The organism is Bacillus sp. SW14 (assembly GCF_047608225.1).
Taxonomy (GTDB): Bacteria; Bacillota; Bacilli; order Bacillales; family Bacillaceae; genus Bacillus; species Bacillus subtilis_G.
The window spans coordinates 3,241,056-3,267,197 of record NZ_JBLKRW010000001.1; the positions used below are offsets into that span (position 1 = coordinate 3,241,056).

The following is a 26,142-nucleotide window of genomic DNA, read 5'->3' on the forward strand; positions in this document are numbered from 1 at the left end:
GAAAACAGGCCCCGGAAACGGAGCCTGTTGTTTAAAATGATAAAATCCCGATTAAATTTAAGAATACGATAATAATGGCCAGCGGTACGATAAAACGAAGCAAATAAAACCATGTATAAAAGAATGCTTTACCTGCATTTGATCCGTTTCTCATTTCTGCTAAAAGCTCGCGCTTCGAAATTTTGAGCGGGATAAAAAGAGAAATTAACAAAGCGCCTAATGGCATCAAAACATTGCTGACAGTAAAATCGGCAATATCAAAAAACGTTTTACCGAATATGTTCACATCGCTCAACACGCCATAAGACAAGCAACAAGGGATTCCGACCAAAAAGATCAACAGCCCGCTTGTCCATGACAGTTTTTTTCTCTTCTTTTCATCCCCTTTTCCGATTGTGGCGACAATAATTTCAACCATCGAAAACGCTGAGGTTAAGGCTGCAAATAAAAACGCAACGAGAAAGCCGATAAAAAACAACGTGCCGAACGGAAGCTGTTCAAAAACGGCCGGAAGCACTGTAAACAGCAATGTCGGACCTTCATTTGGCTGAAAACCGAATGAAAAAACCGCCGGAAAAATGGCCAGGCCCGCCAAGAGTGTCACAATGATATTCATCACGACAATGGAGGCTGCCGAACGAGGGACATTTTGCGTTTTCGGCAAATAAGAGCTGTAAGTCACCATCACCGAAACCCCCAGTGTTAACGTAAAGAAGGCCTGTCCCAGCGCGAATAATATAGATTCCGGAGTCAAATTGCCGAAATGAGGCACAAGCAAAAATTTTACGCCTTCCATCGCACCATCAAGCGTGAGTGACCGAAGAACGAGCAGAATAAACAATAAAAACAAAATCGGCATGATCACCGCGCTGACCCGTTCAATCCCTTTTTGAACCCCTCTGGCGACGACCAAGACAGTCAGCACCATAAAAACAAACTGAGCCGCGAGCGTCTGCATCGGATTTTGAATAATAGCAGCAAACAGGGTTCCAAACTGTTCTTGAGAAAGCCCGGAAAGTGAACCAGATGCTGTTTTCACGATATACAGCAAAATCCACCCTCCGATTACACTGTAAAACGACAGCACTAAGAAACATGCGGCTACACCGACCCATCCCGTGAGAAACCAAGCTGTTCGCGGCGCTTCTTTTTTATATGCATCAATGGCATTCGTCTGGTTCCGTCTTCCAAAAATAAACTCTCCCACTAAAAGCGGATAGCCTAAGAGAATGGTAAATAACACGAAGATAAGAAAAAAGGCGCCTCCCCCATTGGTCCCTGCTACATAAGGGAACTTCCAAATCGCGCCCAAGCCGATAGCCGAGCCGGCGGCTGCCATGACGAAACCGATTTTCGAAGCCCATTGGACTGGTTTTTGCTCAGACAATAAACGTCACTTCCTTTCCACCCTATATTATCTCTTATTTTTGTCTTCATTTCTATAGATTCATTTACCAAGAACACAAAAGAGAGAGCGTCCTGAATAACCGCTCTCTTAACCACAAGATTATTGATTTAATTTTGAATGCTTTCTTGAATACAAGAAATAGATTGCCAATCCGATTAACAGCCACACAAGGAAGCGGACAATCGTCACCCAGCCAAGATTTAAAATTAAGAACAGACAGAACAGAATCGCCAGACCCGGGATCATTGGAACCCCCGGACATGTAAAGGCTCTCGGTAGATCAGGCTGTTTCTTTCTCAAAACGATCACTGCCACAGAAATAAGCACAAACGCTGACAGTGTTCCGATGTTTACCAGTTTTGCAAGTTCATCCAGCGGAACAAGTGAGCCGAGGAGCGCCGACATTGTGCCGAAAAACCAAGTGGCCACATAAGGTGTTTTGTGCTTTGGATGGACCTTAGAAAGTGAGCCCGGCACCAGTCCGTCACGCGACATAGCAAACATGACGCGTGTCTGCCCATAAAGCATCACGAGCATAACTGTTGTCATTCCCAAAACGGCGCCAATATCAATGATGCCTGCCACCCAATTTTGCCCGGCGCTTTGGAGAACAAGAGAAACCGGATGATCCACGCCCGCAAACTGTGCAAACGGGATAACCCCTGTCATGATGGCTGATACAGTGACATATAAAATCGTGCAAACCAATAAAGAGAATATTATGCCTTTAGGCAGATCCTTCGCAGGATTTTTTGTCTCTTCCGCAGCAGAGGATACAGCGTCAAATCCGATAAAAGCAAAAAATACGAGCGCCGCTGCGCTGAATACGCCTCCAAAGCCCATCGGCATAAACGGCTGCCAGTTATGCGGCTTCACATAAACGGCTGCCACCGCGATAAACAGCAAAACAACCAGCACTTTCAAGATCACCATGATGTTGTTGACTCTTTTTGATTCTTTGATGCCTAAATAAAGCAAAAACGTTATCGCCATCACAATCACAAAGGCAGGCAGATTAAAGATGGTAAATGTGCCCTCCACCGCCCCCGGTGCTGCTGTTAAAGCAACCGGAAGATGAATGCCGAGCCCTGATAAAAACGATTGGAAATAACCAGACCAGCCGACTGACACCGCACTTACCGCCAGCATGTACTCTAAAATTAAATCCCACCCGATAATAAAGGCCAAAAGCTCTCCCAATGTCGCATACGTGAATGTATACACCGAACCTGAAACAGGCACACTTGACGCAAATTCTGCGTAAGACAGGGCCGCGAATAAACAAGCCAGCGCCGCCACAACAAATGAAATGGTCAGCCCGGGGCCGGCCGTGACTGCACCTGTTCCCGTCAGGACAAAAATTCCTGTGCCAATAATGGCGCCAATTCCAAGCAATGTTAAATCGAATGCCCCTAATTCTCTTTTTAAAGATTTTTCACCGCTCGTCGCAGCGATTAAATCCTGAATGCTTTTCTTCCTAAATACGCTCCCTTTCATTCCCCTTCAACTCCTAGACTAATTATCTATTTTTATATTTTATTTGAATTTTCAGAATTCATGTGCGATAATGGCCATTTTTCTTTTTTTCCACTCTATTTGTACCGGTGAACGAATCATTCCTTTCTCCTAACAATATTTATTATATATAAAATCACAAAAATGAAAACTTAATTGTCAGAAAAGTCTACAAATTATTATCTTGAAATATCTCCTCACATAAAAAAACCAGCTATCACGCTGGTTTTTCGTTGATTATGTTGAAATAAAACGGCCGCCATTTACATGAATGGTCTGCCCTGTCATATAGGACGATTCGTCAGACGCCAGCAGGACATATGCACCTGCATGCTCAATCGGCTGCCCCGGCCTTCCCATTGGCGTGTCCAAGCCGTGCTGTTTCACTTTTTCTTCCGGGAATGTCGCCGGAATAAGCGGCGTCCAAATCGGACCGGGCGCCACTGCATTCACTCTGATGCCTTTATCCGCAAGCGACATCGCCATGGATCGCGTAAAGGAAACAATCGCACCCTTTGTGCTGGAGTAATCAATTAACGCCGTATCCCCTTCATAAGCGGTAATCGATGTCGTATTAATGATGGCACTTCCCTCTTTCAAGTGAGGCAAAGCTTTCTTCGTCATATGGAACATGGAAAAAATGTTTGTGCGAAATGTCTTTTCCAGCTGTTCTGTTGAAATATTGAGAATACTGTCCTGCGGATGCTGTTCAGCAGCGTTGTTCACCAAGATATCAAGCTGGCCAAAGTGATCCGCTGTTTGCTGCACAGCTTGTTCACAATGATTCTCGTCCCCAACATCTCCCGGGATAAGCAGGCAGCGGACATTTTCCTTTTCGATTCGTTTACGCGTTTCCTCTGCGTCCGAATGCTCATCTAAGTAAAGAATGGATACATCAGCCCCTTCTTTAGCAAACGCAATAGCTGCGGCTCTCCCTATGCCGCTGTCGCCCCCGGTAATGATGGCAACTTTCCCTTTCAGCTTTCCGCTTCCTTGATAATCCTCGTCCTCTGACAGAGGCAGCGGATTCATTTCTGACTCAATGCCCGGCTGTCTGCCCTGATGCTGCGGCTCTTGCCCTTCTGTTTGTCTGTCCATTGGGTTCATATTCATCACTCCTAGACATGTGGTTGATACTGAACGTTACCACGCCATAGAAGCGAATAAACGGCAAAATATGTTTTGTTATGAAAGAACTTCTTCAGGAATGGTGCCTGTATATTTCGCTGACGGACGGAAAATCATATTGTTTTCTGCTTGTTCCAGCACATGGGCGCACCACCCTACCATTCGGCTTGCTGAAAAGGTTGGTGTAAACAATTCATCGTCAAAGTCGATGGCCTTCATCACAGCAGCCGCATAAAACTCAACATTTGTATACAGCTTGCGTCCTGGTTTGTAGACTTCAAGCAAACGAATTGCCTCTGCTTCTACATGCAGCGCAAGATCAAGATCGCGGTCATTGCCGGCCACCTCTTCTGCTTTCTGTCTCAAAGCTTCTGCCCGCGGGTCCCTCGTCTTGTACACCCTGTGCCCGAATCCCATCAGGCGCTCTCCTTGTTCCAGTTTTTCTTTCAGGTATGCTTCAGCATGTTCTTTTTCTCCAATGTCTTCAAGCATTTTTGTCACCGCTGAGGGAGCCCCTCCGTGCAGCGGGCCTTTCATCGTGCCGAGAGCGGCAGTGACGGCTGACACTAAATCACTCTCTGTAGATAATGTGACCCGTGCAGAAAAAGTGGATGCGTTCATGCCATGCTCCATGGCCAGAATCATATATGTTTCAAGCGCTTTCTTTTTTGCCTCTGAAGGCTGTTCACCTGTGAGCATATAATAGTAATTTTCGACATGTCCGTACTGGGAAGATGGTGTAATTGCTTGTTCACCGCGCGCCCATCGTTTTCTATACGCAATGATGGAAGGCGTGATGGCAATCAGCCGGATTGCTTCTTCTGTTTTCGGATAGAACGTGTACGCATTTTCCCCCAATGCTGAAACAACCGTTCTCAGCACCGACATGTCGCCCATGTTGTTTGGCAGTGACTGAATCAATCGTTCGATGTGTTCCGGCAGATGCCGCTCAGCAGTCAGCTTATCTTCAAATGTCTGTAATTCCTCCGATGAAGGCAGCTTTCCAAATAAGATCAAATAAGCGGCTTCTTCAAAGCTGTGATTCAGTGCGATGTCTTTTGCATGGTGGCCTCTGTAAATCAGGCGGCCTTTTTCACCGTCAATATGGCTGATGGATGTTTCCACACATGTAATTCCCTTTAATCCGTAATGTACCATTTGTATTCCCCCTATCCTTTTCTGTTATTATAGTAAATATAATATTTAAAAAATATTGAATATTTTAAAGGGAATTAATTAAAAATATTAATCAGAGGGTGAATAGAAATGGATTTCAAATGGCTTCACACCTTTGTGACTGCTGCGAAATATGAAAACTTCCGAAAAACAGCGGAAACGCTTTTTTTATCTCAGCCCACTGTAACCGTACATATCAAGCAATTAGAAAAAGAAATCAGCTGCAAACTGTTCGAACGAAAAGGCAGGCAGATCCAGCTGACTGATGAAGGCAGGGCTTATTTGCCGTATGCGCTCAGGCTGCTTGATGATTACGAAAACAGCATGGCAGAGCTTCACAGAGTGAGACAAGGCTACTCTCAAACCTTACAGCTCGCGGTTTCTCCGCTTATCGCAGATACAGTGCTTCCTTCTGTCATGAAGCGGTACACAGCAATGAATACAGAAACAGAAATGGCAGTGACGATTTTTGAATCGGCGGAAATCGCGTCACTGATTAAAGCCGGGGAAGCAGATATCGGGCTGAGCTGTTTAAAGGTACAGTCTTCCTCTTTAACCTGCCACTGCTTATATAAAGACCCGGTAGTCCTTGTTGCCCCGCCCGATCAGCGTTTCATGGCAGACAAAGAAATTGATGCCAAAGAGGTGCTGGAGCAATACCTGCTTTTGACCCACAATCATCCTGATTACTGGGACGACTTGCTCCGTCAAGTCAGAGTGACATTTCCATTTGTGAGAACAATGAAAGTCACTCAAACACATATAACGAAACGGTTTATCAAGGAAGGGCTCGGAGTTTCATTTCTGCCCTTATCGACAGTAAAGCGTGAGTTGGCAGAGAAACAGATGATCAGAATCCCTTATCAATCTGTACAGCTTCCCTATGCCGGCGCTTATGCAATCGCCCTTTATGAAAATAAAAAAGAAAAAAAATTCTTGGATTTTTTATCACATTTTCATTTTTAGAAGCAACCAAATCGGAGGTTCTCCGTCTAATGAAAAAACCCGTTCCAATGAACGGGTTTCCTTTTACAATTAGAATCTTTTCGCACCGAGGTAACGAGGCTTCCAGTAGCTGTTGTCCAGGCTGCTGATTTGAACACCGTTAGATCCTGCATGAACGAAATTGTTGTTGCCGACATAAATCCCCATGTGAGAAGGGCCGGATTTATATGTTGTGAAGAAGACAAAATCACCGACAGACGGGCTAGAAATGCTCTTCATAGAACTCCAGTATCCCGCAGTGCTTGTTCTGCCCACACTTGTTTGTTTATTCAGCACGTACCAGATAAATCCGCTGCAGTCAAAGCCGGAAGTCGTTGTTCCGCCCCATTTGTATGGCGTTCCGCTTAACGCCTTTGCATCAGAAACCAGCTTGCTAACATTAAGTGATGTAGTAGATGGTGCTTTGCTGCTTGAAGATGATGAAGAGCCGGAAGAAACAGTTTTTGAGCTTGTGCTTGTTCCTTTCACTTTCAACACTTGGTTGACATAAATCAAATCTGATTTTAAGCCGTTTAAGCTTTTTAACTTGCTAACCGTCGTGCCGTATTGCTTTGCGATTTTAGACAGACTGTCCCCGCGCTTCACTTTATAAGTGGAAGTTGAAGACGTTGATACCTTCGATGAACTAGAGCTGCTAGAACTTGTTGAACCTTTCAGTTTCAGGACTTGTCCGATACGAAGCAAGTCTGACTTTAAGCCATTCATTTTTTTCAGTTCACTGACTGTCATGCCATATGTTTTCGAAATTTTCCAAAGGCTGTCCCCGCTCTTTACTTTGTATGTAGAAGATGAAGAACTGGAAGAGCTGCTGCTTTTTGAACTTGAAGTTTTGCCGTTAATTGATAAAGTCTGTCCTGCGTAAATCATGTCTGAACGAAGGCTGTTCTCTGATTTAATTTTACCGATCGTTGTGTCGTATTTTCTTGAAAGTCCCCATAACGTGTCGCCTTTTTTCACCTGGATGCTTTGTGCAGATGCCGCTCCTGCAAATAGTGTCGATCCTAAAACCACTGCTGACGTAGCTGTAATGATTTGCTTTTTCATATTTTCCTCCCCAATGTTTCTCTCTCTATATATGTATCTCTTTTTTTAAATTAATCTTATTGGTTTCTATTATAAGGATAGATTCCCAACAGAAATAGTCTTGACTTCATGTGACTAATTTCTTACTTATTCGTTCTTAAAAAAAGTTTTTAAGGGTATAAAATATTTCATTTTCGTTTCAAAGGTGACAAAAAACGCGTCCTTTTGTCATGTTTATTGGGCTATTTTCCATTATAAAGGGGATAAATGACAAACTTTCGGGGGTCAACTCACATAGTGGAAAAGTGAGACATAAAGCATATTCGAGGAAAGCTGCGGTTATCCGCAGTTTTTTTATTTAAATAAACATATCACGCAAGGGCAGGGGGGTAAAGATTTTTCTGAAAAAATGAATGCTTTGATTGAAAAAAGGCAAGATAACGAAACAGATGTTTTCATTTCCTTACAATGCTTTACTTAATGTTTACACGATCAAAAGCCGCGTTTAACAAAATTTCCTTAACATGATAAACAAATACATTAAAGGAGGCATGCAAAAAATGAATTTGTTTCAAAATCTGAAATCTAAACTGCTGCCAATCGCAGCTGTTTCCGTGCTTACAGCCGGCATATTTGCCGGTGCAGAACTGCAGCAGACTGAAAAGGCCAGCGCAAAAAAACAAGACAAAGCCGAGATCAGAAATGTCATTGTGATGATCGGTGACGGCATGGGGACGCCTTACATAAACGCCTACCGTTCCATGAAGAATAACGGGGAAACACCGAATAACCCGAAGTTGACCCAATTTGACCCTAACCTGACAGGCATGATGATGACGCATCCTGATGACCCGGACTTTAATATTACAGATTCAGCCGCCGCCGGAACAGCATTAGCGACAGGCGTTAAGACATATAACAATGCAATTGGCGTCGATAAAAACGGAAAAAAAGTGAAATCTGTGCTCGAAGAAGCCAAACAGCAAGGAAAATCGACCGGGCTCGTCGCAACGTCTGAAATTAACCACGCCACCCCTGCCGCATACGGCGCCCACAATGAATCACGGAAAAACATGGACCAAATCGCCAACAGCTATATGGATGACAAAATAAAAGGAAAACAAAAAATAGACGTTTTGCTTGGCGGCGGAAAATCATATTTTAACCGCGAGGACAGAAATTTGACGAAGGAATTCAAACAAGCCGGCTATAGCTACGTGACAACAAAACAAGCGCTGAAGAAAAATAAAGATCAGCAGGTGCTTGGCCTTTTCGCAGACAGAGGGCTTGCTAAAGCGCTCGACCGTGACAGCAAAACACCATCTCTCAAGGACATGACGGTTTCAGCAATTGACCGCCTGAACCAAAATAAAAAAGGATTTTTCTTGATGGTCGAAGGCAGCCAAATTGACTGGGCGGCCCATGACAATGATACAGTAGGAGCCATGAGCGAGGTTAAAGACTTTGAACAGGCCTATAAAGCCGCGATTGATTTTGCGAGAAAAGATAAACACACGCTTGTCATTGCAACTGCTGATCATACAACCGGCGGCTTTACCATCGGCGCAAATGGTCAAAAGAATTGGCACGCGGAGCCGATTCTCGCCGCAAAAAAAACACCTGAATATATGGCCAAAAAAATCAGTGAAGGCAAACCGGTCAAAGATGTGCTCACCCGCTATACAAATCTGAAATTCACCTCTGATGAAATCAAAGGTGTTGAAGCCGCTGTACAGGCTGACAAAAGCAAAGGCGCCTACAAAGCCATCATCAAGATTTTTAACACACGATCTAACAGCGGCTGGACGAGTGCCGATCATACCGGCGAAGAAGTGCCAGTATACGCGTACGGCCCCGGAAAAGAAAAATTCCGAGGACTGATTAACAATACCGATCAGGCAAACATCATATTTAAGATTTTGAATGCGGGAAAATAAAGAGGATGCAGAACGCTGCATCCTCTTTTTTTATAGATACCTGCGGTGAACACCTTTTCCGTCGTACGAAAACATGACTTCCTTATCCTCAAGCACAGACTCGATGTGCACGCTTCTTCCCCATAGCTGGAATAAGTAAGGGAGCACTTTCTCTAAATATTTCAAATCCAGCTCTATGCCCTCATACCAATGCTTAATATAGAGCTCGTTATTTTTCATATAATCGCCGTCGTTTACTGTCAAATACGGAAACCCGCCGTTTACCCGCATGCTCACGAGCTGGTCGCGCACCGACTTCCACGCTTTATCGACGATTTTATAATCTCTGCCCTGTTTTTGAAACAAATAAAGATCCTCGCGCATCACTAAGTCTTTTGTTAAATAGTTGCGGATGAAAGAGATATCGGATTCAATTTCCCTGACCTCAAACATTTTCTCCCGGCCCGAGTCAGCCTGTACGCCCACTTTCTTCATTTCATCCGTCGGATTATTGTACCGCTCCTCAATGTTTTCAAATATTTTCAGCCCTAAATAATAAGGATTGATGCCTGTTTTGGACGGCTGGACGACACCAGCATTCAGCTTGGCGAACTCGACCGCTTCATCAGAGGTTAAATCAAGCTCGCGTATAATTCGCTGGTGCCAATAGGAAGCCCAGCCCTCATTCATAATCTTTGTTTCCAGCTGAGGCCAGAAATAAAGCATTTCCTCTCTCATCATCGTTAAAATATCACGCTGCCACGGCTCCAGCTCACGTGAATGCTCCTCGATAAATAGCAGAATATCTTTTTCCGGCCGCGGCGGGAAAGGTTTTTTCGATTTTTTCACGTGTTTTTTCGGTTTCTTTTCATCCAAAGACCATAAATCATCGTACGGCGTCGCTGCCTCTTCCATTTCATCTTCCTCATCATCCACACTCCATAGGAGCTTCGGACGGACCAAAGAAGGATCGATATGCTCCTGAATCGATAGGATCGCGTCTAAAAAAGCCTCTACTTCCTTTATCCCGTGAACCTGTTCATAGTACTTAATCCGCTCGGCTGTTGCCGCCATGCTTTCCACCATATCGCGCTTCGTGTTTTGGAAACGGCAGTTATTTTTGAAGAAATCACAATGGGCGAGAACGTGAGCGACAATCAATTTATTTTGAATCAGTGAGTTGCTGTCCAGCAAAAAAGCGTAGCATGGATCCGAGTTAATGACCAGCTCATAAATCTTGCTTAAACCAAGATCGTAATGCAGCTTCATTTTGTGAAACTGCTTGCCGAAGCTCCAGTGGCTGAATCTTGTCGGCATCCCGTACGCGCCGAATGTATAAATAATTTCAGCCGGGCAGATTTCATATCTCATCGGGTAGAAATCAAGGCCGAATCCTTTTGCAATTTCGGTAATCTCCTCAATTGCCCGCTGTAATCCCTTCTTCTCCTCCGCGTTCAACCGAATCCCCCCTACTTGGACTTATCTATAATGTATGAGCCCGCCTGACAAAAGATGATAACCGCACTTGGGCAAGAAAAAAATTCACCCGGCACATTCATCTGTTTGCCGATTGTGCCAGTGGGTAAAAACACACCATATTATGAAAAAAAGGAGCGATACCAATTGAATGCAGCAGACATGCTTTCTTCTTATCTCAGTAAGCTGCCAAACTTAATCATTGCTTTACTCGTCTTATTAATCGGATGGGCTATCTCTAAAATCATTGAAAAAGCGGTATACAAAGGGCTCAGAAAAACAAAAATTGACGATAAGCTGTTTGCTGGGAAAAAGCCATCACGCTATTCCTCGGAAAAAGTCATCAGCAAGGTCGTTTATTTTATCGCATTGATTATCGTCTTTATTTTATTCTTTAACATTTTGCACCTGACAACAGTGGCATCACCGTTTGTCAGCATGCTTTCCGCCATTACCGCGGCTATCCCGAGCGTACTGAAGGCCGGGCTCATTCTGCTGTTAGGATGGGCTGCAGCCTCTGTTTTGAGCTTCCTTGTCAAAAAAATCGGGATGAAGCTGAACACAAGTGACAAGCTGCGCAAGTGGAATGTTGTGTCTGAAGGAAAAGATATTCATCAGGCAGTTAATGCCGCTTCACAAGTTGTCTTTTATCTCGTGCTGCTTGTTTTCCTGCCGGGGGTCTTATCTTCTTTGAACATCAGCGGCATTTCGGGTCCGTTTACAAATATGATGGAAAGCGTGCTCGCTTTTCTGCCGAAATTATTTGCTGCCGCACTTATCGTTTTAATCGGCTGGCTTGTTGCCCGTCTTGTACGAGATATCATAACAAATTTCCTTGCAAGCATCGGCACGGAAAGATTCGCCGCACGTATGGGTTTATCAGTTTACTTAAAAGATACAAGCCTTTCTGCAGTCATCGGAACAATCGCTTATGTGCTGATTTTAATACCGGTTGTCATTTCAGCACTTGATCAGCTGGATGTCGCCGGCATTTCAAAACCGGCTGTCTCTATGCTGAATACTATTTTAAATATGCTTCCGAACATCATCATTGCCATCGTGCTTGTTATAGCGGGTATATGGACAGGAAAATGGGTGAACAACATGGTGTCCCGACTGCTCCATCGCGCAGGCTTTGATTCTGTGTTAGGAAAAATAGGGATGGAAACAGGAACACCTGCAAAGCTGTCCCTATCTCAAGTTGTCGGCATGATCGCGCAAGTCATTGTCATTCTGCTGTTCACAGCCGAGGCGCTGCAAATTGTTCAGATGCACTTCCTCGTAGAGATTGCGACTGGCATTATCGCGTATCTGCCGAATGTCCTTGTCGCCGTATTCATTCTCGGAATCGGTCTTTACGCTGGAGAATTGGTTCGAAAAGTGCTTTCTAGCATCATTAAAGGCCAAGAATTCAAGTCTTTGGCGGCGATTGCCAAATATACGATTATCGCACTTGCTCTCTTTATGGCCCTGGATCAGCTTGGTGTTGCTGAAACGATCGTCAATTCCGCGTTCATCATCGTGCTTAGCGGCTTCGCACTCGCTTTCGGTTTATCCTTCGGCCTTGGCGGAAAGGATTTTGCATCACGTTATCTGTCTGCATTTGAACGCAAAATGCAAAACACCGAAATCGATAAAAACCGTAAAAACCAAAATCCGCCGAATAACATGTAAACAAAAAACGTGCGCCCAGTAGGGTGCACGTTTTTTAAAATTCCTTTTTTTTCATTTTTCAATCGATTATGATAAGATATAGAAAATCTCTTTTTCCGAGGTCTTATTATGAAATTAACAAATTATACTGATTATTCATTAAGAGTGCTGATTTTTCTGGCTGCAGAACGTCCTGGTGAACTTTCAAACATAAAACAGATTGCCGAAACGTATTCTATTTCAAAAAACCATCTCATGAAAGTCATATACAGGCTCGGCCAGCTCGGATACGTAGAAACGATACGCGGACGAGGCGGCGGCATACGCTTAGGCATGGAACCTGAAGACATCAACATCGGTGAGGTTGTCAGAAAAACGGAAGACGATTTTAATATTGTTGAGTGTTTTGATGTGAATAAAAATCTTTGCATCATTTCCCCAGTGTGCGGCTTGAAGCATGTGCTTAATGAAGCGCTAATGGCCTATCTTGCGGTTTTAGACAAATACACACTGCGCGACCTTGTCAAAAACAAAGAAGATATCATGAAGCTTTTAAAAATGAAGGAATAGATAAAGATTCCTTCTTTTTTATGCCCTTTTTCCCCCTTTTTGTTAAGAAAATTGGGCTGTTTTTTAAAAAAGGCAAAACGATGAGACGAAGCTGCCGATATAAAAAAGAAACAGTAAATTCAAATCATTGGGGGAAAAAGGAGAGCTCAGATGAAAAAGAAATTAGCAGCAGGGCTGACAGCTTCTGCGATTGTCAGTACAACTCTAGCAGTCACACCAGCTGAAGCAGCTACGATTAAGGTCAAAAGCGGAGATTCTTTATGGAAACTGGCCCAAAACTACAACACAAGCGTGGCGGCCATCACATCCGCCAACCATCTTTCGACTACCGTTCTGTCGATCGGCCAGACGCTTACCATTCCAGGCAGCAAGTCCGGAACTTCATCTACTTCAAGCTCAACAACCAAAAAGAGCGGAAGTTCTGTTTACACAGTGAAAAGCGGCGATTCACTTTGGCTGATCGCAACTGAGTATAAAATGACGGTGCAGGAACTTAAAAAATTAAACGGACTCAGCAGCGATATGATTCGTGCAGGGCAGAAATTAAAGGTGTCCGGCACGGTTTCTTCAAACTCAAGTTCCAGTTCCAGCTCTAGTTCTAATAAAAAAAGCAGTTCCAAAAAGAGCTCTAGCTCCTCATCTTCTGCCGGAACATACAAGGTGCAGCTTGGAGATTCGCTTTGGAAAATCGCAAACAAAGTCAACATGTCCGTTGCTGAATTGAAGGTCTTGAACAGCTTAAAATCAGACACCATTTATGTGAATCAAGTGTTGAAAACAAAATCAAGCGGTTCTGATACGTCTTCCAAAGACACTTCATCTCATTCAAACCAAACGTCGGCAACATCGAAATACACTGTAAAAAGCGGTGATTCACTTTGGAAAATCGCAAACAGCTATAACGTGACCGTACAGCAAATCCGAAACAGCAACAGCCTGAAATCAGATGTGATATACGTCGGACAAGTGCTGAAGCTGACAGGTAAAGCACCTTCGGGCACTTCCTCACCGTCATCGTCTTCTAAGTCAAATGCAAGCTCTGGCACATCGACGACTACATATACGGTGAAAAGCGGCGATTCCTTGTGGGTGATTGCTCAGAAGTTCAATGTAACAGCTCAGCAGATTCGGGAGAAAAACAATTTGAGAACGGATGTCTTGCAGGTTGGCCAAAAATTGGTCATTACCGGAAAAGCTTCATCCTCTTCCTCATCCGGGTCTTCAAGCACGTCCAGCTCATCAAGCGCGAAGATTAACACAATGATTGCCGCCGCTAAAGAGCAGCTTGGGGTTCCGTATCGCTGGGGAGGCACGACACCGGCCGGATTTGACTGCAGCGGTTTCATTTACTATGCGCTAAACAAAGTCACATCCGTATCAAGATTAACGGCAGCCGGATATTGGAACACAATGAAATCTGTCAGTCAGCCTGCTGTCGGAGACTTCGTGTTCTTTTCAACATATAAAGCCGGCCCTTCTCATATCGGGATTTATCTCGGAAACGGAGAATTCATTAATGCCAATGATTCCGGAGTTGTTATTTCCAGTATGAACAACTCTTACTGGAAACAGCGCTATCTCGGTGCAAAACGATATTTCTAAAGCAGAAATTGTATGGCCTTAGCGGCTGTACAGTTTTTTGATTAGAGCCGAAAAACGTTAATGCTGATCATATGTTTTGTCACCGGATGAAAATAGACTTCGGCCCGAACAGAAAAGGTGTCGTCATTCTGTCTGACCGTCACCCGAAAGACATCTTTTGTCTGCTGGTCATTCACCTCGGTTCGCCCCATATAAGCGTAATCAGAAAATGAAGCGCCCTTATATTCATCCTGAATTCTGCTCCAGGCGAGCTGTTCCCACTTTTGAACAGACTCGTTTGTGTCCGCTGAATGCCCTTTTGCAGCCATTGACACAATGATCAATCCGCAAAAAAGAAGCGCAATTGAATACGGCAGAGATTTCATATTTTCAGTCTCCTGTACCCAGATTATGTTCTCTCATAGGTTTTCCAAAAGCGATGGCTTCATTCAGTCATTTTGATTTTATGTCTCCCTCATATTGCTACCCTGTACTGCCGCAGACGCCAAGTTTTGCAACGTCAATTACATAGGATGCGGCATAAACTAATCATGAACTTCTCACACAAGAAAGGAGAAGCGATTCATGGATTATGCCGATTACGATAAAGCGCTGTATTACACCCACCGTTCCCAATGGGATAATTTATTAATTTTAATGGTGCGTACACAGGATGATTTGTTATCAAAACGAATCGAGCATTTTCTGCACGCGTATCATTTTGAACAGGATTACGCTGTTCTTGAAAAGATGCTGTATTCCCTTCTCCGTTATATTGATCATGCCACAGAGCTGACTTACGAAGATCAATTAGCCCTGCTCACATAAACAAATCCCGGCGTTCAAACGCCGGGATTTCCTGCTTTTGCAAACATGGTGAGTTCTTCGACAAGCTCTTTTATGCTGATCTTTATAGGTTCCGTAACTGTAGCCTTTTCAATATCAATGTGCACTGGATCAAGTACAAGCTGTTTCGGAATCACATTGGCGTAGACACCCCGCATCACAGTTCTCATATTGTTCAGCGCGTTGATGCCGCCTTTTCCGCCTCCCGCCACTGCCAATAATGCAACGGGCTTATATTTAAATTGTTCGCTGCTTAGAAAATCCAGGGCATTTTTTAAAGCGCCGCTCATGCCGCTGTGATATTCAGGCGATAATAAGACAATCGCATCCGCTATAGTGACGCGCCGCTTAAGATCCTGTACCTGCAAAAGTTCTGATTGCTCCGCTTCACCGTTAAAAATCGGCAATATAAACTCGCTTAGATCAATCAAATCCGTGTGATACAGCGCTGAAATGCAGGTTGCGGCAATTCTTGTTCTGCCATGTTTTCTGGGCGTGCCATTTATAACTAACATGTTCATGTCGCGATCTCTCCATTCAGGTTATATTTTACTGCGAAAAGCGCTGCTTGCGTGCGGTCGGCCACTTCAAGTTTTGCTAAAAGATTCGACACATGGGTTTTCACTGTTTTTTCTGAAATAAACAAGGCCGCCGCGATTTCTTTATTGCTTTTTCCGTTCGCAATTTCGTTCAGAACGTCCTTTTCTCTTCGTGTTAATTGATATAATTTTTCTTTTTCCGGATCGCGCTGATTTCTCATATGTGTCAGCACATGGGGCATAATAGCTGAAGAAAGCTTGTATTCTCCAGCATGCACTTGTCTAAGTGTTTTCACCAATTCCTCGGGCTCCGTATCCTTTAATTGATACGCCTTCGCTCCTGCCTGAAGCGCGGGGATGACGTGATCCTGATCGGAATAGCTCGTCAGCACAATGATTTTGACCCCTGGATATTGCTGAACTGCTTTTTTTATGGCTTGTATTCCGTCCATCTCGGGCATAGACAGATCCATCAGCACAAGGTCGGGCTTTGTTTCTCCGATGATACGAAGAGCTTCTGTTCCGGTTGCGGCCTCTCCTGCAACTTCAATATCATCTTGGATGGCAAAGAAAAAACGAAGCCCCTTTCTGACAACATGGTGATCATCCGCTATTACAATTTTCATTGCACTGTCCTTCCTTTCTGATTGGCTAGCGGAAGCTTGACGGACACCTTTGTCCCCGCTCCAAGCTCTGACTCAATCAAAAACTCCGCGCCGGCTTTTTCCGCCCGTTCTTTCATACCCTTGATGCCAAGTGAAGGCAGACCGGCATGCGCTTCATAGCGAAACCCTGCCCCATGATCGATTATATCCAGCTCCGCATGGCATGAAGAAGCAGTCAGACGGACATACGCCGTACCAGTTCCGGCATGCTTTTTGCAGTTATTTAAAGCTTCCTGTACGACACGCCACAGCATATGCTCCTGCTCATCAATAAGAACCGGACAGCCTTTTTGTGTGAAAATGACATTCAATCCGATGAGCGCGCCATAGCTTTTAATGGCTTCAGGCAGCCCTTTTTCCAACCCTCCGGGGCGAAGCTGCCAAATTAACGCTTTCATTTCTGCGAGCGCGTCCTGTGATAGGTTTTGAATGAAATCAATCATCTGCTGCAAATTCTCATCTTTTGTGAGTGTCTTTGCCGCTCTGGCTGTTAAACTAACGGAAAACAGCATTTGATTGACAGAATCATGGAGCTCCTGAGCGAGGCGGTTGCGCTCCATTAATAGCGCATTTTTTTGTTTATATTCAGAAAGCTTCATGCGCTGAATCGCGGTTCCGATCTGAAAGGCGACAGACTCGAGTAAATGCAGCTCTCCCTCATCAAACACGGTTTTTCCGGCCGCGGCTACATTTAACAATCCGAATCTCCTGTCTCCGTCTTCTAAAGGCACAGTTGCATGATGCGTAATCCCTTCTGTGTCAAAACAGTGCAGCTCTTTGGCTGACTCTATGCGTTTGCAGTTCATGATATTAGCCGCCCTTCTAAGCCCTCCGTTATTGAATTTCGTCAGGCAGTAGCAATCTCCTTCGCACATCAGCACTTTTTCCTTGCGGCTTAAAGCGGGGGGCAGATAGGCGTCGGCGGCTAACGTATAGGAGCCATCTTCTTCGATTAGAAAAATCCATCCCGATTGAAGGTTCGTTACACTGAGCAATTCTTTTAACACCTCATCCAGTGTTGCTTTGACATCGTGTCCTTGATTTAAGGTTTCCGCAATCGTTTTCAGCGTTTTTAATTTTTCCATCCTCGTTTTGCTCACGTCACTCACTCCGGCATTCATCTCCTGTTATCTTAGATTATACCAGTTTTATGTCATTCATTACTTCGCTTGAGGGATGATTTTCTTTCAGACTTTTGGATGAGAAAAAAGCCGGATCACATAAATGACCCAGCTTTTCTTGAACTATTTAGCTGTAGCCTCTACAATTTCGTCTACCGTCTTCATTACATCGTCAGAAAGCGCGGCAAGACGCTTTTCACTGTCTTCTAAAGATGTTCCTTTTACGGCGAAATAGAATTTCACCTTCGGCTCAGTTCCGGAAGGACGAAGGCAGAACCAAGACCCGTCTTCCAAGAAGTATTTCAGTACATTTGATGTTGGCAAGCCGATCGCTTCTTCTTTGTTTTCCGTCAGAAGCATCCGTTTGCTTACTGCGTAATCTTCGGCTGTCACAACCTGTTTGCCGGCCATTTTTTGCGGCGGATTTTGTCTGAAGGAAGCCAAAATCGCTTCAATCTGTTCTGCTCCCTGTTTTCCTTTCAGCGTCAGGGATTTCAGCCCTTCACGATAAAAACCGTATTCGTTAAAGAGATTAATGAGCGCTTCATACAATGATATTCCTTGTTTTTTATAGAACGCGCAAACCTCAACTGCCAAGAGCGCCGCCTGAATGGCATCCTTGTCGCGGGCAAAATCCCCGATTAAGTAACCGTAGCTCTCTTCATAACCGAATTGGAAGGTGTACTGGCCTGTTGCCTCGTATTCCTTAATCTTTTCACCGATAAACTTGAAGCCTGTGAGCGTATCAATCGTATCAAGACCGAACGAAGAAGCGACAGCACGCCCGATTTCACTTGTGACAATTGTTTTGAGAACAACACCGTTTTCAGGCAGGATGCCTTGTTTTTTCTTTTCAGAAAGCAGGTAATGAAGCAGCAACGCACCGGTTTGGTTTCCTGTAAGCACTGTATATTTACCTTGTTCGTTTTTCACCGCGATGCCAAGACGGTCAGCGTCAGGGTCTGTTGCGATGAGAATATCTGCGTTCCGCTCTTCCCCGAGTTTAATGGCATATTCGAAAGCCGCATGCTCTTCCGGGTTTGGAGAGGGAACAGTAGAGAAGTCTGCATCGGGCAGCTCCTGTTCTTTGACAACCGCTACATTATTGTAGCCGAGTGCTTCAAGACCGCGTCTGACCGGCTTATTGGCCGTTCCATGCAGCGGTGTAAAAACAACATTTACATCAACTTCTTCGGGTAATTCAGGATGGACGGAAATGGACGTCAGTTTTTCAGTATAGGCTTTATCAATATCTTCACCGATGATCTTAATTAAGCCTTTTTCTTTTAATGTATCTTCAGTGTCGACTGTGATCGTCAGTTCATTTTCAATCGCGTTTACCTGCTCAATGACGATGTCCGCTTCCTTTGGAGGCAGCTGGCCGCCGTCATCTCCGTATACTTTGTAGCCGTTATATTCAGGCGGGTTATGGCTTGCCGTCACCACAATTCCCCCGTAGGCGTTCAGCTGTCTGACAGCGAATGACAGCTCCGGCGTCGGGCGAAGCTCATCAAATACGTATGATTGGATGCCTTGTGTCGCAAGTGTTTTTGCCGCTTCCATCGCGAACTCCGGCGATTTATGGCGGGAATCATAAGCAATGACAACGCCCCGTTTTTTCGCTTCCTCACCTTGCTCTGAGATGTATGCCGCAAACCCGGCTGATGCTTTGCGCACCGTGTAAATATTCATCCGATTCGTCCCAGCGCCGATTTCTCCGCGCATCCCGCCAGTGCCGAATTCAAGGTTTTTATAGAAGCAGTCTTCAAGAGCCTGTTCATTCCCCTCTAATTCAGTAAGGCGTTCTTTTAGTTCCGGATCTAAATGTTCTGTCTGTTTCCAGCGTTCATAACTTTTTCTCCAAGTCATATTCGTCCTCCTATGTATTAGCTTATGCCGTTATTTTAATATGAAGCGAGTGCTTCTGTCACTTGAAATCCTTGGATTCGGCGCTTTCGGCCCGTAAAAAGAAATAACGGGCTGAGAGACAGCCCGTTATGATTTATCGTTCGAGCGGCACAACCGCATCGTGTAAAAGCTTGTTGAGATTTTCAGTATGTTTGTTTTTCGTCTGCTCATTCCATTGGAATCGCTCGCTCATAAAATCAATAACGGCATCTTTATATGTTTTTACCCAATTGATATCAAAAAATAAACGTCCCGTTCTGCGGACAAAGAAGTCAGCAGGTGTTGCGGCCAACTCTTCTTCTATACTGTATTCTGCCTCAGCAAGAATATGAACCGGAATGTGGCGTTTCGCGGCCTCATCTTTCAGCGCTTCCACTCGGTTAAAAACTCGCTCTACGTTGGAGCCGTATCTGATCGCCAGCTGTTTTGCGTCTTTTTCTGATAAGCCGGCTGCGATTCCTTCTTTCGTTTTCGCCGTGACAAAGGATATGAGATTTTTCGAACCGCCGACGTGTCCCCCTGAGATTGGCATGTTTTTCGTTTTACATGGCCCGAAATCCTTTTCACCTTCTTCTTTTAAGCGATCATTCACAAGATCGACGATATGCTCCGCCATTTTTCTGTATCCGGTCAGTTTTCCGCCGGCGATGGTGATTAAACCTGAGTCAGATGTCCAAATCTCGTCTTTCCGTGAAATTTCAGAAGGGTCTTTGCCTTCTTCATGAATCAGCGGACGCAGCCCCGCCCAGCTGGATTCGATGTCATTCACTGTGATTTTCAGCTCTGGGAACATGTAATTGATTGAACTGATGACGTAATCGCGATCCTCCGTTGTCATTCGTGGATGCTCCAGCGCCTCTTTGTAAACGGTGTCTGTTGTCCCCACGTATGTTTTTCCTTCACGAGGAATCGCAAATACCATACGGCCGTCAGGCGTATCGAAATATACCGCCTGTTTCAGCGGAAAAACAGACTGGTCAAATACAAGGTGAATGCCTTTCGTATGCTGCAAATGCTTTCCGTTATTCGAATGATCTTTTTCTCTGAGCTGATCGACCCAAGGGCCTGTCGCATTGACAATTTTTTTCGCGTACACTTTATATTCTTTCTTTGTCAGCATATCCTCAATTAATACGCCGACTGCTTTGCCTTTTTCGTAAAGAAGCTCCTTCACTTTCGAATAATTCACAGGCTCTGCTCCGAATTTCACCGCTTCCTTCATGACTTCGATTGTCAGTCTCGCGTCGTCAGTGCGGTATTCCACGTAGTACCCGCCGCCTTTTAAGCCGTCTTTTTTCACCAATGGCTCTTTTTGCAGCGTTTCCTTTGCTGAAAGCATGCTTCTTCGTTCTGATTTTTTCACGCCTGCTAAGAAGTCATAAACTCTTAAACCGATGGATGTTGTAAACGAACCGAATGTGCCGCCTTTATGAAACGGAAGCAGCATCCATTCCGGTGTAGTGACGTGCGGGCCGTTTTCATAAACAATCGCCCGTTCTTTCCCTACCTCGGCAACCATTTTCACTTCAAATTGTTTTAAATAACGCAAGCCTCCATGAACAAGCTTCGTTGATCGGCTTGATGTTCCCGCCGCAAAATCCTGCATTTCGCTGAGCGCGACCTTCATTCCCCTTGATGCCGCGTCAAGAGCTGTTCCCGCTCCTGTAATTCCTCCGCCGATAATAAATAGATCGTATGTTTTTTTCGTCATGTCTGTCAGCATGCGATCTCTTTCCAGACTTGAAAATTGATGTTTCATTATTGCTCCTCCTTGTTGTCACGGTGTGTAAATAGAAAAAGAGGCCACAACATCCAAAGTGCATACTTACACTTTGGTGCTGTGGTCTCTCCTCATCTCAGGACCGTTCTTATTAACTTGTAACCATTATATCATACTCTTATTCTATTTAAAAGCCATAGCTGCTTTCACGGCTTTTTGCCAGCCTGTATACAGCTCATTTCGTTTTTCTTCTTCAAAATCAGGTTCAAACCGTTTATCCAGATTCCACTGGTTCGCGATTTCAGAACGGTCCTTCCAGAATCCCACAGCAATACCTGCCAAATAGGCCGCGCCAAGCGCAGTTGTTTCATTAATTTCCGGACGCTCCACAGGCACATTCAGAAGATCTCCTTGGAACTGCATCAGGAAATTATTTTTCACGGCGCCTCCGTCTACACGAAGCGTCTTTAATGAAATGTTTGAATCAGCTTCCATTGCATCAAGCACATCTTTTGTCTGATAAGCCAATGCCTCCAGTGTCGCGCGGATAAAATGCTCTTTTGTTGTGCCTCTTGTCAGGCCGAAAACCGAACCGCGCACGTCGCTGTCCCAGTAAGGCGTTCCCAAGCCGACAAATGCGGGAACAACATATACGCCGTCAGTTGAATCCACTTTCTCTGCGTAAGATTCGCTTAGCGAGGAATCTTTGAACATTCTCAATCCGTCTCTGAGCCATTGGATGGCAGAGCCTGCGACAAAAATACTTCCTTCTAAAGCATATTCAACTTTTCCGTCGATGCCCCATGCGATTGTCGTCAAAAGCCCGTGTTCGGACTTAATTGCTTTTTCCCCTGTATTCATCAGCATGAAACATCCTGTGCCGTACGTGTTTTTCCCCATGCCTTCTTCAAAGCACGCCTGGCCGAACAGTGCGGACTGCTGGTCGCCTGCCGCTCCCGCAATCGGGATATTTTTTCCGAAGAAGTGATAATCAACAGTTTCCCCATACACATGGGAGGACGGCTTCACCTCAGGAAGCATGGATTTCGGTACGTCCAGAATGTCTAACAGTTCATCATCCCATTTCAAATCGTAAATATTAAACATCAGCGTTCTGGACGCATTGGAGTAATCGGTCACATGCGCTTTCCCGCCGGACATTTTCCAAATGAGCCATGTATCAATCGTTCCAAACAGCAGCTCGCCTTTTTCCGCTTTTTCTCTCGCGCCTTCCACATTGTCTAAAATCCATTTTACCTTCGTGCCGGAGAAATACGGATCGATTAAAAGCCCCGTTTTTTCTCTGAATACATCATTATGTCCTTTTTCACGAAGCTCCTCACAAATGCCGGACGTCTGTCTGGACTGCCAAACGATCGCATTATAGACAGGCTTTCCTGTATCCTTATCCCACACAACCGCCGTCTCGCGCTGGTTCGTGATACCGATGCCGGCAATTTGAGAGGCGCTGATTCCTGATTCAGAAATCACTGATGCGATAACAGCGAGGACAGAGCCCCAAATTTCATTCGCATTATGCTCAACCCATCCTGGATGCGGGAAGTATTGTGTAAACTCCTTTTGAGCGGAGTGAACGATTTTGCCTTCTTTATTAAAGAGAATCGCTCTTGAACTTGTCGTCCCTTGATCTAAGGATAAAATGTATGTTTCCATAAGATGTCTCCCCTTTGATTAAATATATTTTGAATTTGATAATGTTTTAGCTGAATGTGTTTTCGTATAGCCATAGAGTCCTAACAATAACACAACCAATATAACGCTTACAATCCAGAAACTGCTTGTGATATGCCCTTTAAATGCAGCGTTGTAAAATACGCCGCCGAACGATCCGCCTAAAATGGGACCGACTACCGGTATCCAGGCGTATTTCCAGTTTGATGGGCCCTTCCCCGGAATCGGAAGAAAAGCGTGGGCAATCCGCGGACCTAAGTCGCGGGCCGGATTAATCGCATAGCCGGTGGTGCCTCCAAGAGAGATACCGATCGCCACAATGAGAAAACCGACGATTAAAGGATTAAGCCCTTCTGTAAATTGATTTGCCCCAATGGACAAGATGCCAAGCACAAGAACAAATGTCCCGATCACTTCACTTAAAACGTTTGAAAATGTGTGCGGAATGCTGGGTCCGGTTGAGAAAACACCCAGCTTGGCAGCGGGATCATCCGTTGCCTTCCAATGCGGAAGGTAATGCAGATAGATAATCACCGCACCGATGATCGCTCCGATCATTTGCGCCATAATATAAAGCGGAACCTCTTTCCATGGAAAATCTCCAACAAATGCAAGCGCTATCGTTAACGCCGGATTCAAATGGGCTCCGCTGATGCCGCCAACCGCATAAGCCGCCATGGCAACACCCAATCCCCACCCGAATACAATAACAATCCAGCCAGACTGGAATGAAAGCGATTTCTTTAAATTGACACCTGCACAAACACCTGCCCCAAAAATGATCAGCAGCATCGTACCGATGACTTCTCCCCAAAATGCTGTCATAGCACATTCCTCCTAAAGTCACGATTAACAGTATGATAGAGAAGAAGAGAATAAAAAAACCACAACAAACCGCTTTACTGGTGCATAGACATGTACCGTAAAGAGCTGCTGTGGTCTCCGAGTTCTCCATCACAATGTATTAACCTAGTGCAATTGTATCAGTTGATGTAAGCGGTGTCAATCACTTTCTGTCAAAAAGTTTTCATACTTCTTCCATAATTTGGTGTTTGATGTTGTGACGGCCACAGCCCCCGCTTTCAAGGCCCGTTCCACATCCTCTTCCGTACGGATGAAACCGCCGGCAAAGATAGGAATCCCCGTTTTCTCTCTTATTTCTTGAATGAGTGATGGAACGATGCCTGGCAGCACTTCAATGAAGTCAGGTTTATGCTTGCCGACAAACTCCATGCTTTTCTCCATCGCGCTTGTATCAAGCAGAAAGAGGCGCTGAATCGCATAAATTTTCTTCTGCTTCGCTTTGGCAATCACGCTTGACCTTGTTGAAATAATCCCGGCAGGCTTGATGTCCTGGCAAATAAACTCTGCTCCGTATTCGTCATGCTTGATCCCTTGAATAAGATCGACGTGCACCATCATGTTCTTTCCGTGCTTTTGCGCTTCTCTGATCACGCCCTTCAGCTGGCCGAGATGAATATCAAGAATAACACCGTAGGAAAATGAACTGTTCAAAAACTCATCAAATTGTTTCATATTTCGTATAGCCGGTAAAATCGGCTGATTGTGAAAACTCATCATGTGCTCCTTTAATCATTCACTTTTATGTTAAATCGTCTGAAAGCTTTCTTTCACCGTTTTCACGATAAAGGAAAGGTCCTCTTCTGTCAGGCAAAATGGCGGCGCGAGCTGGATGACGTTGTTGTAGCCGGCGACTGTATCGCCGTTTTTGCCGATGATCAGCCCTTTTTCTTTACACGCCGCAACCACTTGGTTTACTTTGTCTGCATCAGCCGGTTCTTTTGTCAATTGATCTTTGACAAGCTCAATTCCGATCAGCAGCCCTTTTCCTCTCACATCTCCGACTGCCGGGTGTTCTCTTAAGGCTTGAAGCTCACCCAAAAGCGTTGCTCCAAGATCGCGGGATCGCTGAATCAGCTGTTCGTCCTCCATGATTTGCATGTTTTTCAACGCCAACGCACAGGCAGCGGGACTTCCGCCGAACGTGTTCACATGGCGAAAACGGTCGTAAGGCGCTTCCCCCTGATACGCTTCGAAAATGTCCCGTTTAACAGCGGTCGCTGACAACGGCAGGTACGCGCTTGTGATTCCCTTTGCCATCGTAATGATATCAGGCTTCACGCCGTAATGCATAAACCCGAACGGCTCGCCTGTCCGTCCAAACCCGCAAATGACTTCATCGCAAATCAATAGAGCGCCATGGCGGCGGCAAATGTCCTCCACCTTTTTCATATAACCGTCCGGCGGCATTAAGATGCCTCCGCCTGTAATGATGGGCTCCATGATGACCCCGGCAATCGTTTCGCTTAACTCCCATGTCATGATGCGGTCAATTTCATTTGCGCTTTCAAGCGTGTCGGCATCCTCCGGGTTCCGGTATACATCTGGCGGAGCTGCATGCAGGAACCCTTGGCTTAAAGGCTCATATTTATATTTCCGCTGCGCCTGCCCGGTAGCCGAAAGCGCTCCCAATGTATTGCCGTGGTATGCCCTGTATCTCGAGATGAATTTATAACGGCTGTGGCCGCCGTTTTGCAGATGGTACTGGCGGGCGATTTTAAAAGCAGTTTCGTTTGCTTCCGATCCGCTGTTGGAAAAAAAGATGACATAATCGCCGCCGAGCCATTCATTCAGCTTTTCCGCCAGTTGAATTGCCGGTGCGTGACTTTGCGTTAACGGGTAATATGGAAGCTCCTTTAATTGCTCATAGGCAGCCTCAGCAAGCTCCGTTCTGCCGTAACCTATATTGACGCACCACAAACCCGACATCGCATCCAAATAGCGGCGTCCGTCTATGTCCGTCACCCAGGCCCCCTCCGCCTTTTGGGCAATCAGGCTGTCCGCTTGATGCGCTCCCTTCATGGCATGCCACACAAATTGCTCATCTTTTTGCTTTAATCCCTGATATTGCTGAATGTTTTCCATCCCCATCATCTCCATTTCATTAGCGTTCACTAAAGTGCCAATTCAATTGAAACAGACCTTCTCTTATGTGATGTCTTGGTGATGATTTCCCTGCCTTCAATATAAAGCCAGACGGGGTTCGAGTCAATAAACCGCGGAAAGAATAAAACAACCGCAGCAGAACAGGCAGATTGTTCTTGTTACAGGTGCATGAAGAGTCTATAAAAAAATGCAAAGGAAAAAGGAATAGAACATTATCGATAACATGTATTGAG

General features: G+C 45.0%; 22 protein-coding genes. 6 read left to right on the forward strand and 16 right to left on the reverse strand.

Annotation, left to right across the window (positions count from 1 at the left end; all coding sequences use genetic code 11):
* Positions 1-31: 31 nt before the first annotated feature.
* The 4 genes from ACMX2I_RS16750 to citA all read right to left on the reverse strand — a co-directional run bounded on the left by ACMX2I_RS16750 (position 32) and on the right by citA (position 5,209).
* Positions 32-1,387 (reverse strand): sodium-dependent transporter, encoded by a 1,356-nt coding sequence (locus tag ACMX2I_RS16750; RefSeq protein WP_414957564.1) that lies wholly within the window; start codon positions 1,385-1,387, stop codon positions 32-34.
* A 120-nt stretch (positions 1,388-1,507) separates the two neighbouring features.
* Positions 1,508-2,905, reverse strand: a complete 1,398-nt coding sequence (gene bcaP, locus ACMX2I_RS16755) for a branched-chain amino acid transporter BcaP (RefSeq protein ID WP_414957566.1) — start codon at positions 2,903-2,905, stop codon at positions 1,508-1,510.
* A gap of 255 nt (positions 2,906-3,160) precedes the next feature.
* On the reverse strand, positions 3,161-4,030 hold the full coding sequence (locus tag ACMX2I_RS16760) for an SDR family oxidoreductase (RefSeq protein ID WP_414957567.1): 870 nt from the start codon (positions 4,028-4,030) through the stop codon (positions 3,161-3,163).
* A gap of 78 nt (positions 4,031-4,108) precedes the next feature.
* A complete protein-coding gene (gene citA, locus ACMX2I_RS16765; RefSeq protein WP_414957568.1) occupies positions 4,109-5,209 on the reverse strand; it encodes a citrate synthase CitA in 1,101 nt (366 codons plus the stop codon).
* Between the two features lie 108 nt (positions 5,210-5,317).
* Between citA and citR the strand changes: the two genes are divergently transcribed.
* On the forward strand, positions 5,318-6,193 hold the full coding sequence (citR, locus tag ACMX2I_RS16770) for a transcriptional regulator CitR (RefSeq protein WP_087991192.1): 876 nt from the start codon (positions 5,318-5,320) through the stop codon (positions 6,191-6,193).
* 69 nt (positions 6,194-6,262) lie between these two features.
* Here the strand turns inward: citR and ACMX2I_RS16775 are convergent, their stop codons facing one another.
* The gene (locus ACMX2I_RS16775) at positions 6,263-7,276 is read right to left on the reverse strand and encodes a LysM peptidoglycan-binding domain-containing protein (RefSeq protein ID WP_414957570.1); all 1,014 of its coding nucleotides are present in this window, start codon (positions 7,274-7,276) and stop codon (positions 6,263-6,265) included.
* A gap of 530 nt (positions 7,277-7,806) precedes the next feature.
* Between ACMX2I_RS16775 and phoA the strand changes: the two genes are divergently transcribed.
* On the forward strand, positions 7,807-9,192 hold the full coding sequence (phoA, locus tag ACMX2I_RS16780; protein WP_414957571.1) for an alkaline phosphatase PhoA: 1,386 nt from the start codon (positions 7,807-7,809) through the stop codon (positions 9,190-9,192).
* Positions 9,193-9,222: 30 nt separating this feature from the next.
* Here phoA and spoVR read toward each other — a convergent pair whose 3' ends face one another.
* The gene (spoVR, locus tag ACMX2I_RS16785) at positions 9,223-10,629 is read right to left on the reverse strand and encodes a stage V sporulation protein SpoVR (protein WP_087991189.1); all 1,407 of its coding nucleotides are present in this window, start codon (positions 10,627-10,629) and stop codon (positions 9,223-9,225) included.
* A gap of 165 nt (positions 10,630-10,794) precedes the next feature.
* Between spoVR and ACMX2I_RS16790 the strand changes: the two genes are divergently transcribed.
* The 3 genes from ACMX2I_RS16790 (at position 10,795) to ACMX2I_RS16800 (ending at position 14,472) form a co-directional block, all read left to right on the forward strand.
* Positions 10,795-12,321: a mechanosensitive ion channel gene (locus ACMX2I_RS16790; protein WP_414957573.1), complete on the forward strand. Its 1,527-nt coding sequence runs from the start codon at positions 10,795-10,797 to the stop codon at positions 12,319-12,321.
* Positions 12,322-12,429: 108 nt separating this feature from the next.
* Positions 12,430-12,870: a nitric oxide-sensing transcriptional repressor NsrR gene (gene nsrR / locus ACMX2I_RS16795; protein WP_202328517.1), complete on the forward strand. Its 441-nt coding sequence runs from the start codon at positions 12,430-12,432 to the stop codon at positions 12,868-12,870.
* Between the two features lie 150 nt (positions 12,871-13,020).
* The gene (locus tag ACMX2I_RS16800) at positions 13,021-14,472 is read left to right on the forward strand and encodes a LysM peptidoglycan-binding domain-containing protein (RefSeq protein WP_414957574.1); all 1,452 of its coding nucleotides are present in this window, start codon (positions 13,021-13,023) and stop codon (positions 14,470-14,472) included.
* 41 nt (positions 14,473-14,513) lie between these two features.
* On the opposite strand, the gene ACMX2I_RS16805 is transcribed toward ACMX2I_RS16800, so the two are convergent.
* Positions 14,514-14,837 carry a YqzG/YhdC family protein gene (locus tag ACMX2I_RS16805; RefSeq protein ID WP_253268968.1) on the reverse strand — a complete coding sequence of 108 codons (324 nt, stop codon included), beginning with the start codon at positions 14,835-14,837 and terminating at the stop codon, positions 14,514-14,516.
* A gap of 199 nt (positions 14,838-15,036) precedes the next feature.
* On the opposite strand from ACMX2I_RS16805, the gene ACMX2I_RS16810 reads away from it, so the two are divergent.
* On the forward strand, positions 15,037-15,279 hold the full coding sequence (locus ACMX2I_RS16810; protein WP_414957575.1) for a YhdB family protein: 243 nt from the start codon (positions 15,037-15,039) through the stop codon (positions 15,277-15,279).
* 14 nt (positions 15,280-15,293) lie between these two features.
* On the opposite strand, the gene ACMX2I_RS16815 is transcribed toward ACMX2I_RS16810, so the two are convergent.
* The 9 genes from ACMX2I_RS16815 to ACMX2I_RS16855 form a co-directional block, all read right to left on the reverse strand.
* Positions 15,294-15,818: an NADPH-dependent FMN reductase gene (locus tag ACMX2I_RS16815; RefSeq protein ID WP_414957577.1), complete on the reverse strand. Its 525-nt coding sequence runs from the start codon at positions 15,816-15,818 to the stop codon at positions 15,294-15,296.
* Positions 15,815-16,462, reverse strand: a complete 648-nt coding sequence (locus ACMX2I_RS16820; protein WP_414957578.1) for a response regulator — start codon at positions 16,460-16,462, stop codon at positions 15,815-15,817. Before ACMX2I_RS16820 ends, ACMX2I_RS16815 begins: the two co-directional genes overlap by 4 nt.
* Positions 16,459-17,601, reverse strand: coding sequence for a GAF domain-containing sensor histidine kinase (locus ACMX2I_RS16825; protein ID WP_414957580.1), 1,143 nt, complete (start codon positions 17,599-17,601; stop codon positions 16,459-16,461). The genes ACMX2I_RS16820 and ACMX2I_RS16825 overlap by 4 nt, the downstream gene beginning before the upstream one ends.
* 144 nt (positions 17,602-17,745) lie before the next feature.
* On the reverse strand, positions 17,746-19,491 hold the full coding sequence (pgcA, locus tag ACMX2I_RS16830) for a phosphoglucomutase (RefSeq protein WP_414957582.1): 1,746 nt from the start codon (positions 19,489-19,491) through the stop codon (positions 17,746-17,748).
* 133 nt (positions 19,492-19,624) lie between these two features.
* A complete protein-coding gene (glpD, locus tag ACMX2I_RS16835; protein ID WP_087991181.1) occupies positions 19,625-21,292 on the reverse strand; it encodes a glycerol-3-phosphate dehydrogenase in 1,668 nt (555 codons plus the stop codon).
* Between the two features lie 141 nt (positions 21,293-21,433).
* Entirely contained in the window at positions 21,434-22,924 is a 1,491-nt protein-coding gene (gene glpK, locus ACMX2I_RS16840) for a glycerol kinase GlpK (protein WP_333518352.1), read from the reverse strand.
* Between the two features lie 18 nt (positions 22,925-22,942).
* Positions 22,943-23,767, reverse strand: a complete 825-nt coding sequence (gene glpF / locus ACMX2I_RS16845; protein WP_394716936.1) for a glycerol uptake facilitator protein GlpF — start codon at positions 23,765-23,767, stop codon at positions 22,943-22,945.
* 177 nt (positions 23,768-23,944) lie between these two features.
* Positions 23,945-24,523 carry a glycerol uptake operon antiterminator GlpP gene (gene glpP / locus ACMX2I_RS16850; RefSeq protein ID WP_414957584.1) on the reverse strand — a complete coding sequence of 193 codons (579 nt, stop codon included), beginning with the start codon at positions 24,521-24,523 and terminating at the stop codon, positions 23,945-23,947.
* A gap of 27 nt (positions 24,524-24,550) precedes the next feature.
* Positions 24,551-25,903 (reverse strand): aspartate aminotransferase family protein, encoded by a 1,353-nt coding sequence (locus ACMX2I_RS16855; RefSeq protein WP_414958347.1) that lies wholly within the window; start codon positions 25,901-25,903, stop codon positions 24,551-24,553.
* Between the last annotated feature and the right edge of the window lie 239 nt (positions 25,904-26,142).

Coding starts and splice junctions, on each gene's coding strand:
- ACMX2I_RS16775 (WP_414957570.1), bottom strand. CDS start 7,276: ATGAAAAAGCAAATCATTACAGCTACGTCAGCAGTGGTTTTAGGATCG.
- citA (WP_414957568.1), bottom strand. CDS start 5,209: ATGGTACATTACGGATTAAAGGGAATTACATGTGTGGAAACATCCATC.
- ACMX2I_RS16805 (WP_253268968.1), bottom strand. CDS start 14,837: ATGAAATCTCTGCCGTATTCAATTGCGCTTCTTTTTTGCGGATTGATC.
- glpP (WP_414957584.1), bottom strand. CDS start 24,523: ATGATGAGTTTTCACAATCAGCCGATTTTACCGGCTATACGAAATATG.
- nsrR (WP_202328517.1), top strand. CDS start 12,430: ATGAAATTAACAAATTATACTGATTATTCATTAAGAGTGCTGATTTTT.
- bcaP (WP_414957566.1), bottom strand. CDS start 2,905: ATGAAAGGGAGCGTATTTAGGAAGAAAAGCATTCAGGATTTAATCGCT.
- ACMX2I_RS16820 (WP_414957578.1), bottom strand. CDS start 16,462: ATGAAAATTGTAATAGCGGATGATCACCATGTTGTCAGAAAGGGGCTT.
- phoA (WP_414957571.1), top strand. CDS start 7,807: ATGCAAAAAATGAATTTGTTTCAAAATCTGAAATCTAAACTGCTGCCA.
- ACMX2I_RS16760 (WP_414957567.1), bottom strand. CDS start 4,030: ATGAACCCAATGGACAGACAAACAGAAGGGCAAGAGCCGCAGCATCAG.
- glpK (WP_333518352.1), bottom strand. CDS start 22,924: ATGGAAACATACATTTTATCCTTAGATCAAGGGACGACAAGTTCAAGA.
- pgcA (WP_414957582.1), bottom strand. CDS start 19,491: ATGACTTGGAGAAAAAGTTATGAACGCTGGAAACAGACAGAACATTTA.
- ACMX2I_RS16800 (WP_414957574.1), top strand. CDS start 13,021: ATGAAAAAGAAATTAGCAGCAGGGCTGACAGCTTCTGCGATTGTCAGT.
- ACMX2I_RS16810 (WP_414957575.1), top strand. CDS start 15,037: ATGGATTATGCCGATTACGATAAAGCGCTGTATTACACCCACCGTTCC.
- citR (WP_087991192.1), top strand. CDS start 5,318: ATGGATTTCAAATGGCTTCACACCTTTGTGACTGCTGCGAAATATGAA.
- ACMX2I_RS16815 (WP_414957577.1), bottom strand. CDS start 15,818: ATGAACATGTTAGTTATAAATGGCACGCCCAGAAAACATGGCAGAACA.
- glpF (WP_394716936.1), bottom strand. CDS start 23,767: ATGACAGCATTTTGGGGAGAAGTCATCGGTACGATGCTGCTGATCATT.
- ACMX2I_RS16855 (WP_414958347.1), bottom strand. CDS start 25,903: ATGGAGATGATGGGGATGGAAAACATTCAGCAATATCAGGGATTAAAG.